At 74.7% G+C, this 10,077-nt stretch carries 8 protein-coding genes; 6 read left to right on the forward strand and 2 right to left on the reverse strand.

Annotated elements, in window-relative coordinates:
- Positions 1-392 precede the first annotated feature (392 nt).
- A complete protein-coding gene (locus DT057_RS04900) occupies positions 393-1,070 on the forward strand; it encodes a GntR family transcriptional regulator (RefSeq protein ID WP_128560999.1) in 678 nt (225 codons plus the stop codon).
- 193 nt (positions 1,071-1,263) lie between these two features.
- Positions 1,264-1,515, forward strand: coding sequence for a hypothetical protein (locus tag DT057_RS04905; protein ID WP_128561000.1), 252 nt, complete (start codon positions 1,264-1,266; stop codon positions 1,513-1,515).
- 98 nt (positions 1,516-1,613) lie between these two features.
- Here DT057_RS04905 and DT057_RS04910 read toward each other — a convergent pair whose 3' ends face one another.
- A complete protein-coding gene (locus DT057_RS04910) occupies positions 1,614-4,331 on the reverse strand; it encodes a beta strand repeat-containing protein (protein WP_128561001.1) in 2,718 nt (905 codons plus the stop codon).
- A 288-nt stretch (positions 4,332-4,619) separates the two neighbouring features.
- Here DT057_RS04910 and DT057_RS04915 point away from each other — a divergent pair, with 288 nt between their 5' ends.
- From DT057_RS04915 to DT057_RS04925, 3 genes are all read left to right on the forward strand, one after another.
- Positions 4,620-5,630, forward strand: a complete 1,011-nt coding sequence (locus tag DT057_RS04915; protein ID WP_162501321.1) for an HlyD family secretion protein — start codon at positions 4,620-4,622, stop codon at positions 5,628-5,630.
- A 19-nt stretch (positions 5,631-5,649) separates the two neighbouring features.
- Positions 5,650-6,741 (forward strand): FUSC family protein, encoded by a 1,092-nt coding sequence (locus DT057_RS04920; RefSeq protein ID WP_162501322.1) that lies wholly within the window; start codon positions 5,650-5,652, stop codon positions 6,739-6,741.
- Positions 6,742-6,920: 179 nt separating this feature from the next.
- Entirely contained in the window at positions 6,921-7,247 is a 327-nt protein-coding gene (locus DT057_RS04925; RefSeq protein WP_128561004.1) for a hypothetical protein, read from the forward strand.
- Positions 7,248-7,280: 33 nt separating this feature from the next.
- On the opposite strand, the gene DT057_RS04930 is transcribed toward DT057_RS04925, so the two are convergent.
- Complete coding sequence (locus DT057_RS04930; RefSeq protein ID WP_128561006.1) at positions 7,281-8,252, reverse strand: winged helix-turn-helix transcriptional regulator; 972 nt, start codon at positions 8,250-8,252, stop codon at positions 7,281-7,283.
- A 380-nt stretch (positions 8,253-8,632) separates the two neighbouring features.
- On the opposite strand from DT057_RS04930, the gene DT057_RS04935 reads away from it, so the two are divergent.
- Positions 8,633-9,862 carry an ABC transporter substrate-binding protein gene (locus DT057_RS04935; RefSeq protein WP_128561005.1) on the forward strand — a complete coding sequence of 410 codons (1,230 nt, stop codon included), beginning with the start codon at positions 8,633-8,635 and terminating at the stop codon, positions 9,860-9,862.
- The last annotated feature ends 215 nt before the right edge of the window (positions 9,863-10,077 follow it).

Here is a 10,077-nt window from a genome sequence, read left to right on the forward strand (position 1 = left end):
GAGGCCGGCGAGCAGGATGTTGAGGGCGATCCAGGGCGGCGTAGCCGAGCGACAGGGCGAAGAAGCCCAGGCCCGCCGCGAGCGGAGCAATGTCGAGCATTCGGGTCCCTCATCATCCGCGGCGCCCCGCCGCGCCCGACCGGCGGGCGGCGGCGTGCCGGCGCAGCATCGAGCCGCCGAGGGGCGGTCCCGCGCCGACGAGAATCGCCACGAGCGCGTAGGAATTCGAGAGGGATGCGGGGGCAGCTTTATAAAGGCGGCATAAAGATCGGGGCCCGCGCGCGGTCGCCGCCCCGGGAAAACGCCCGGCAACCGGGGCCCGGCCGGCGCCCAACGGTCGACAGTTGACAAGGCAGGTGACGCCGCTGGCCCGCATCCGCTAGGCTGCGGGCATGACCGCCCTGTTTCCGATCGCGACCACGTCGCTGGCCGAGGAGGCATTCTCCAAGCTCGTCCAGGCGATCACGTCGGGCGAGTTCGCCCCCGGCGAGCGGCTCTCGGAGGCCGAGCTCGCCCGCCAGCTCGGGATCAGCCGCGGCCCCCTGCGGGAGGCCCTCGGGCGCCTCGAAGGCCGGCTCGTGGTGCGCACGCCCCGCATCGGCGTGCGGGTGGTGGCCTTCGACCGCGGCACGCTGGAGCACCTGTTCCTGGTCCGGGAGGCCCTGGAGGGCATGGCGGCGCGGCTGGCCGCCGAGCACATGACGGCAGACGAGCTGCGCGAGGTCGGCGACCTCCTCGACCGGCACGCGGGCCAGCCCGACCTCGCCGCCGGGCGCAGCTACGTGCAGGGCTCGCCGGACGAGGATTTCCACTTCGCCATCGTGCGCAGCGCCCGGAACCCGCGCCTCCAGCAGCTCCTGCTCGACGAGGTCTACTACCAGCTGCGCCTCCAGCGCCTCCGCTCGAGCACCCGCCCGGGCCGCGCCCAGGCCGCCCTCGCGGAGCACCGCGAGATCCTGGCGGCGCTCCGGTCCCGCGACCCCGAGCGGGCCGAGGGGACGATGCGCCGGCACATCCGCAGCGCCCGCCTCAGCGCCCTCACCGAGCTCGCCTCGCCGGCCGGGCCCTGAACCGGGCCGGTCGGGGCGTCGCCCCCCCGCCGGCCCCGGGACCGCTTTCGGCCGCGCGCGGGCGCCTGCCGGGGCTTGCGCGCGGCCGAAGCCGGACTAGGCTCGCGGGCGCCCTCGATCCGGCGCGGGAGCCCGGCCGCCGGCGCTCCCGCGGGAACCGGGCCGACGGGACGCACCGGAAGGAGCGGCCGCCATGGCGGGGTACTGGTTCTGCGAGACCGCGCAGGGAGAGTTCCGCATCGCGCTCACGCGCTGGGCGGGCGCGGACCGGGTCGGCGTCTTCTACGAGGACGAGGTGCTCGGCTGCTACGACACGGCCGAGGCGGCGCTCAGCCGGCTGATCCAGGGCGACACCCACGGCCCGTCCTGCGGCCTCGACATCACGCGCCTGCCGCTGCCGACGACCCTGTCGGGCTGGGTCTTCGCCATCCGCGCGGGGCCGTGAGCGGCCCGCCCGGGGCTGGATCCCCGCCGGGCCGGCGGTGATCCTCGCCCGGGACGGGCCGCCCGCCGCGGCGAGCGCCCGGCCCGGGATCCGCCGCGTCAGGCGATGACGATGTTGCTGCCCAGCCCGCCGTCGAGGACGTCGAGGCCGGGCCCGCCGATCAGCACGTCGTCGCCGGCCCCGCCCAGGAGCGTGTCGATCCCGGCGCCGCCGATGAGGATGTCGTCGCCGGCGCCGCCGTCGGCGGTCAGCAGGATGCCGCTCGCCGCGAGGCCGGAGGCCTCGACCACGTCGTCGCCGCCGAGCCCGTTGATGAGGAGGCGGTCGCCGGCATCGAAGCCGAGGATCTCGAACTCCGTGGCGAGGCCCAGCACCCTCACGCCGCCGCTGCCGTCCCCGATCACCTGGATCACGTCGTCGCCGCCCGTGGCGTTGACGACGACCGTGTCGGCCTGGCCGTCGCCGGCCCCGCCGGCGCCCGCGAGGTCGAGCGAGACCCTGGTCGCGTCGGTGCCGGACAGGTCGTTGATCACGATCCTGTCCGCGCCGCCGAGGGCGTTGAAGCGGACGGTCTCGACGTCGTCGAGGTCCATCGTCACGTTGGCGACGTCCCGGACGAAGCGCACCCGCCCGCCATTGGCCGAGATGTCGATGGTCTCGCCCACGTTGCTGCCGTTGAACAGCAGGGTGTCGCGGCCCGATTGCCCCTCCAGGGTGTCGTCGTCGTCGCCCGGGTTCCAGACGAAGACGTCGTCGCCGGCGCCCAGGAGGGCCACGTCGTCGCCGTCGCCGCCGATGACGAGGTCGTCGCCCTGGCTGCCGAGGACGAGGTCGTTGCCCAGGCCGCCGTTCACCAGCAGGGTCACGGCGCCGGCCCGCAGGCTCGAGGCGTCGATCACGTCGTTGCCGCCGAGGCCGTTGAGGGTCAGCCGGTCGCCGGCATCCGCGTGGGCGATGTCGATCCCGGCCTGGAGGCCGAAGACCCTGACGCCGGCGGCGTCGCCCGCGACGCCGAAGGTGTCGCCGCCCTGGGTGGCGTTCACCGTGACCGCGTCGGCCTGCCCGTCCGGGCCGCCCGCCGGGCCGGCCAGGTCGATGTCGAGGTCGGTGACGTCCGTCCCGGTGAGATCGCCGACCACGATGGTGTCGGCGCCGCCGAGGCCGCGGACGTCGAGGGCCTCGACGTTGTCGAGGTCCATCGTCACGTTGGCGACGTCCCGGACGAAGCGCACCCGCCCGCCATTGGCCGAGACGTCGATGGTCTCGCTGGCGTTCGAGCCGAAGAAGCGCAGCGCGTCGCTGCCCGTCTGGCCCTCGACGGTGTCGCTGCCGTCGCCCGGGTCCCACACGAAGACGTCGTCGCCCGCGCCGAGCAGCGCCACGTCGTCGCCCTGGTTGCCGTCGACGGTATCGTCGCCGTCGCCGCCCAGGAGCACGTCCGCCCCCTGGCTGCCGAGCACCGTGTCGTTGCCGGCGCCGGCATCGATCGTGAGCCTCACGACCCCCGCCGCCAGGGTGCCGGCGCTGATGCTGTCGTCCCCGCCGAGGCCGTTGACGACGAGGCTGTCGCGGGCGCCCTCGGCGTTCGTGACCGTGAGGAGCGACGGGGCGCCCACGACCGAGACCGTGCTGCCCGAGCCGAGCACCGTGACGGCCTCGCGGCCGTTCGTGGCGTTGGCGACCACCGTGTCCGCCTGGGCGTCGCCCGCCGCGCCGCCCGGCAGGCCCGCGAGGCTCACCGCGACCTGCGTCACGTCCGTGCCGGACATGTCGTTGACGGTGATCGTGTCGGCGCCGCCGGCGGCCTCGATCCGGACCGTCTCCACGTCGTTCAGGTCCATCGTGATGGCGCCGACGTCGCGGGTCAGGCGGGCCCGCCCGCCATTCGCCGACACCTCCATGATCTCCTGGGCGCCGCTGCCGTTGAAGCGCAGCGCGTCGCTGCCCGCCTGGCCCTCGACGGTGTCGCTGCCGTCGCCCGGGTCCCACGCGAAGACGTCGTCGCCCGCGCCGAGCAGCGCCACGTCGTCGCCCTGGTTGCCGTCGACGGTATCGTCGCCGTCACCGCCCAGGAGCACGTCGGCGCCGTTGCCGCCGAGGATCGTGTCGTTGCCGGCGCCGCCGTCGACGGTGAGCCGGATCAGGGGGGAGAGGTTGCCGGCGGCGCTGAAGGTGTCGTCGCCGCCGTTCATGGTGACGACGAGGTTCTCGGTCGTGCCGATGTCGAGGCTGAACGGCGCCGGGGCGACCCGGTCGAGGCGCACGCGCGCGCCGTTCGCCGCGACCGTGAAGGCCTCGCCGCCGTTGCCGCCGTTGACCTCGGCGGTGTCGGTTCCGGCGCCGCCCTCCATCAGGTCGGTCCCCTCGCCCGGGTTCCAGACCATGCGGTCGTCGCCGGCCTCGCCGAACATCTGGTCGTCGCCCGTTCCCCCGACGAGGGTGTCGTTGCCCTCGCCGCCGAACAGGAGGTCGCTGCCGCCCCGGCCGAGCAGGGTGTCGTTGCCGGCCTGGCCGAACAGCATGTCGCTGCCCGAGCCCCCGGTCAGCGCGTCGTTGCCGCCGCCGCCGAACAGGTTGGCCCGCGGCAGCGCGCCGTTGGCCTCGTTCACCGCGATGACATCGTCGCCGCCGAGGCCGAACGCCTGGATCAGGCCGGTATTGGCGATTGTCGGGACGCCGCCCAGGATCGGCACGGCGCCGCCGTTGACGACGATCTCGCCCGCCGGGTCACGGCTGAACGCGATCGTGTTCCCGGACGCGTCCCCGAAGGCCGCCAGGGTGCCGGCAGCCGGTGTGAATCTGCTCGTCACGGCCATGATCTGATCCTCTCCGTCGCAGGCCGGATCGCCTGCCCTCCGCAGGCCAGGACGCCTGCCGTCCACAGGCCGGGAGGCCTGCCGCCCTCAGGCCGGGAGGCCTGGGCTCCGGAGGCTGGCAGGGAGGGCGCGGGCGTTCCGTGACCCGCATCACGGACGGGCGGGACGCGCGGGGCGCCGCACGCGCGGGGGGGCGGGCGGCGCCCCGCCGGGAGCCACGATTGCACCGCCTCGCTTCCACTCCTATCGTCGTCCCCTGGAGACCTCCGCCGGACGGGATTGCGCGTTGTGGAGCCCGACGCAGAGACGACGACGGCGACGTCTCCCTCGAACGCGCGGCGGCGGTTCTGGACCGCCTGCGGCGCGCTCTGCCTCGCGGGCGCGGCGTATCTCGGGTTCGACGCGCTCGTCGGCTACACCGACGACGCCTACATCCGCTCCGACCTCGTCCGCATCGCGCCCGAGGTCTCCGGGCCCGTCAGCACGGTCCACGTGCAGGACAACGACCACGTCGAGGCGGGCGCCCTCCTCCTCACCCTCGACCCGAAGCCGTTCGAGCTGACGGTCGCCGTGCGGACCGACCGCGTCGCGGGCGCCGACGCCGCCGTGGCGGTGAAGGTCCAGGCCGAGGCCGCCCAGGCCGCGACGGTCCAGTCGGCCGAGGCCACCCTCGACCTCGCCCAGGCGCAGTTCCGGCGGACCAGCCAGCTCGCCGAGCGGGGCTTCGCGGCCCAGGAGACCCTCGACAAGGTCAGCGACGACGTCCGCCAGGCCCAGAGCGCGCTGGCGCTCGCCACCGCGCAGGTGCTGGTCGGCAAGCGCGAGGTCGACCAGGCGCGGCGGGACGCGCAGGAGGCCCGGGCGGACCTCGCCATCGCGGCCTACGACCTCACCCGCACGCGCATCGTCGCCTCGGTCCCGGGCTACGTGAACAACCTCGACGTGCGGCCCGGCCGCTTCGCCAAGGCCGGGGAGCCGGTCGTGGGCCTCGTGGACGACACGCAGTGGCGCATCGTCGCCAACTTCAAGGAGGACGTGGCGGCCGCGATGGCGCCGGGCACCGCCGTCCGGGTCTGGCTCGACACGCGCCCCTGGCGGCTCTGGCGCGGCCGCGTCCAGGGCGTCGCCCGCGGCATCGCCCGCGACGAGACCCCGGGCCAGCTCCTGCCCTACGTCGCGCCCACGACCGACTGGATCCGGCTGCGGCGGCGCCTGCCCGTGACGATCCTGCTCGATCCGCCCCTGCCGCGCGGCGCGCTGTTCATGGGCGCCGATGCGCGCGTGGTGTTCCTTCGGTGAGGCGGGAGGGCGGGTAGCGATGGCGGGCGGCCTCGGACGGATCGCGCAGGACCTCCTGGCGCTGCGCCGGATGTCGGCGTACCGGGAGTCGCGGGTGCGCCTCGCCGCCTGCACGGGCCTCGGGGGGGCCGGGTCCGTCCTCCTCGCCCTGGCGCTCGATCTCGACGAGCCCTGGTGGGCCGGCATCACGGTGGTCTCGATCCTCCAGGGGCAGGTCGCCGCCACGGCGCGGCGCAGCCTCGAGCGCGCCGTCGGCACCGGCATCGGGGCGGCCGTCGCGTACGCGCTGGCGCCGACCGTCGACCACCATCTCCTGTTCCAGCTCGCCTGCGCGGCGGTGGTGATCGCCACGGTCTACGGGCAGGAGCGCAGCCCGGCGAGCTACGCGGTGCTCCTCGCCGGCGTCACGGCGCTCCTCATCCTGTTCGGGACGCTGGCGGCGCCGGGCCAGAGCCTGCACCTCGCGGTCTACCGTGCCCTGGAGGTCCTCACCGGCATCGCGGTCGGCTGCCTCGTCGACTACGTGATCGGGCCGACCTCCGCCCCCCAGGCGCCGAAGCCCGCCGCGCCCGGCATCCTGGCCCGCCCCGTCGACGCCGACCTCCTGGCCCTCGCCGTGGTGGGGGGCCTCATCGTCGCCCTGATCCCGGACATCTGGGAGACATTTCAGCTCCCCGGCCTGTCGCAGACCCCGATCACCGCCTTCGTGGTCGTCACGGCGATCCGGCACGACCCCTGGGCGAAGGGCGTCGGCCGCGTGGTCGGCTGCCTCCTCGGCGGCGCGTACGGCCTCTGCGCCATGAGCCTCGTCGCCGACGCCTTCCTGCCCTGGCTCGCCTGCCTCGCCGGGGGCCTGTTCCTCGCCGGGATGCTCCAGCACGGCCAGGGCGAGGCGGCGTATGCCGGCCAGCAGGGCGCGATCGCGCTCCTGGTCGCCATGGTGCAGGGGCCGGCCGCGAGCGCGAACGTGCTCCCCGCGGTCGACCGCCTGGCCGGCATCGGCGGGGGCATCGTGGCCGTCACCCTGCTCGGGGCGGTGCTCGAGCCCCTCCGGCTCTGGCTCCGCCGGCGCCTCGAGGCCGCCGCGCGGAGCGCGACCGGGGGCCCGTGAGGCCCGGCCGCGGGGAGGCTCGTCATTCGAAGGAAACCATACCGACGTATGGCGGCATCGTGCCGATCGATGCCCCGGCGAACTCTTGGCGTGAGTGCCGCCCGGGTCGGCGGGCGGTAGAACAGGACTGTTCCCGGCCGGAGATCGTCTCCAGGGCCGCCCCGCACGAGGGTCCGCTCATGTTCGCGAAGCTTCTCTCCGTCGCTCTCGTCGCCGCCTCGACGGGCGCCGCCCTGGCCCAGGACGGCAACGCGGCCTACCGGTATTCCGGCAGCCACGCGGGCGGCCCCGCCGACGCGCTGATCCCGGCCGGCCCGCCCGCGCCGGTCGTGCGCCGCCCGGTCGATCCGGCCTACCGCTACGCCGGCAGCCACGCGGGCGGCCCCGCCGACGGCCTCATCTCGGCCGGCCGGCCCGCGCCGGTCGCGCCGCGCCGGGTCGATCCGGCCTACCGCTATTCCGGCAGCCACGCCGGCGGCCCGGCCGACGCCCTGATCCCGGAGTGAGGACCGCCCGGCGCCCGCCGGCCCGGCCCGGCGCTACAGGCGCCCGGGCGCCGTCGCGCCCTCCTCCTCGGGCTCGCCGAAGGCGCCCGGGTCGTAGCACATCCGGTACTTCATCGAGCGCGAGTCGATCGGCCGGCGGCAGCCGTCGCACAGCACCAGGGGCGTGAAGTCCCGGCCGCAGCGCGCGTGCGTCAGCACCAGGGGCGGCTTGCCGCGGGCGAGCCACCGGTCGCCCCAGGCCATCATGGTGATCATCGGCCCGTAGAGGTCGCGGCCGATGCCGGTCAGGCGGTACTCGAAGCGCTCGGGCGCGTCCTGGTACTTGCGGCGCTCGAGCACCCGGCTCCCGAGCAGGCGCGCCAGCCGGTCGGTCAGGATGTTGGGCGCGATGTTGAGCTCGGCCTGGAGCCTGTCGAAGCGGCGGCCGCCGAAGAAGGCCTCCCGGATGACGAGGAAGCTCCAGCGGTCGCCGATGATCTGCAGCGCCCGAGACACCGAGCTCGGGCGGCCGCGCTCGAACTGCGCCGGATCGGAGGCCCGCCGCGACCGCCGCGCCGGGTCGACGGGCGCCTTGCCGGCCCCCGGGCCGTCCCGGTAGGTCACCTCTCCGGCCGTGATCGCCTCCGAGCAGGCCGAGCAGCCCACGAACGGACGGGACTCGCAGCCGCAGGAATGGACGAGGCGCAGCGGCGGCCCGGCCGCCCCGGCGAGCCAGCGGTCGCCGAACTGCATGAGCGCGATGAAGCTCGGGTAGAGGTCGAGCCCCTCGCGGGTCAGGCGGTACTCGAGCCGCTTCGCGGATCCGGAGGCGGGCGCCTGGTGGAAGATGCCGGCGCGCGTCAGCATCCGCAGCCGCTCGGTGAGCGTGGCGCGCGGCAGGCCGAGGGCGGCCCGGAAGGTCTCGAAGCGCCGCGCGCCGAAGAAGGCCTCCCGGATGATCAGGAAGGCCCAGGCATCCGACAGGATCCGGACGGTCCGGGCGACCGAGCAGTTGCGCTCGAGGATGGCCGGCGGGGCGGGCGCCGCGCGCTGGAACGGCGCGGCGNCGCGCTTCATCCGGCGTCGCACCGCACTCATCCGACCGCCTCCGGCCAGGCGCCATGGGCGCGTGCCGGGGATGCGGCACGCGAAGGGACCACGCGTGTAGCACACCGCCCCGTCGATGCACGCGCCCGCCCGGTCCCCGCGCCGCGGGGAGTCCCGCGCCGCCAAGGAGTCCCCCGCCGCGAGGGAGCCCGGCGCGTCCCGGCGCGCCCGGGCCGGCGAGCCATTGACCGGCCCCGAAAAGTAAGTCTAGTTATGCATGTCACTCGCGACACGCGGCCCCTGAAGCGGCGGCGCGAGGGCCCGGCGTGCTGCGCCGGGGAGCGCCAGGGAGGTGACCGATGAGACGGTTCGCGACGCCGATGCTCGCAGCAGCCCTCGCCTGGGCTCCCGGCGCGCCGCGCGCCGCGGAGCGGCCGGCCATCTCCGACGACGTGGTCAAGATCGGCGTCCTGACCGACATGTCGGGGCAGTTCTCCCACGAATCCGGCGAGGGCTCGGTCGCGGCCGTCCGCATGGCGATCGAGGATTTCGGCGGCACGGTGCTGGGCCGGCCGATCGAGCTCGTCGTCTCCGACCACCAGAACAAGACCGACGTCGCCTCCGCGAAGGCGCGGCAATGGTACGACGTCGACAAGGTCGACATGATCGCCAACCTGATCAATTCGGGCGTGGCCCTCTCCGTCGTCAACGTCGCCCGGGACAAGAACCGCATCGCCATCGTCACCGGCTCAGGGTCGTCCCGGCTCACCGGCGACGCCTGCACGCCCAACAGCATCCACTACGCCTACGACACCTACGCGCTCGCCAAGGGCACGGGCAGCGCCATGGCGAAGCGGGGCGGCGACAGCTGGTACTTCCTCACCGCCGACTACGCCTTCGGGCACGCCCTCGAGGCCGACACGACGGGCGTCGTGAAGGCCCTGGGCGGCAGGGTCGTTGGCGCGGTGCGCTACCCCCTCAACGCCCTCGACCAGTCGGCCTTCCTGCTCCAGGCGCAGTCGTCGGGCGCCAAGGTCGTGGGGCTCGCGGGGTCCGGCACGGTGTTCGTGAACGCCGTCAAGGCGGCCCGCGAGTTCGGCCTGACCCAGTCCGGCACCCAGGCGCTGGCGGGGCTCCTGGTCTGGATCACCGACATCCGGGAGCTCGGCCTCGAGACGGCCCAGGGGCTGATCCTGACGAACGCCTTCTACTGGGACCGGGACGACGAGACCCGGGCCTGGTCGAAGCGGTTCTACGCGCGCATGGGGCGGATGCCGCACATGGGCGACGCCGGCGACTACTCGTCGACGATGCACTACCTCAAGGCGGTCGCGGCCGCCGGCACGGACGAGGCGGGCGCCGTCATGGCCCGGATGCGTGCCCTGCCGATCGACGACTTCTTCGCCAAGGGCGGGCGCATCCGCGAGGACGGCCGCATGGTCCACGACATGTACGTCTACGAGGTCAAGTCCCCGGCCGAGTCGACGGGCGAGTGGGACTACTACAAGCTGCGCGAGGTCGTGCCCGGCGAGCAGGCCTTCAGGCCCCTGCGCGACAGCGCCTGCCCGCTGGTCAGGAAGACGAACTGAGGCGCCGCCCGCGTCCCCGAATCCGTGCCCTGCCCGGATCCGTCCCCTCCCCGAGTCCCTCCCCTCCCAGAGTCCCTCCCCTCCCCGAATCCGGCCTTCCCGTGTCGATGGTGCGAGCGTTCATGCAGGGATCCACCTTCCAGACCACGCCGCCCATCCGGGCCCGATCCGCCGCGGCCCGCGCGCCGGGCCGCCCGAGCGGCGAAGCGCGCGGG

The organism is Methylobacterium crusticola, from assembly GCF_003574465.1.
Classification (GTDB): domain Bacteria; phylum Pseudomonadota; class Alphaproteobacteria; order Rhizobiales; family Beijerinckiaceae; genus Methylobacterium; species Methylobacterium crusticola.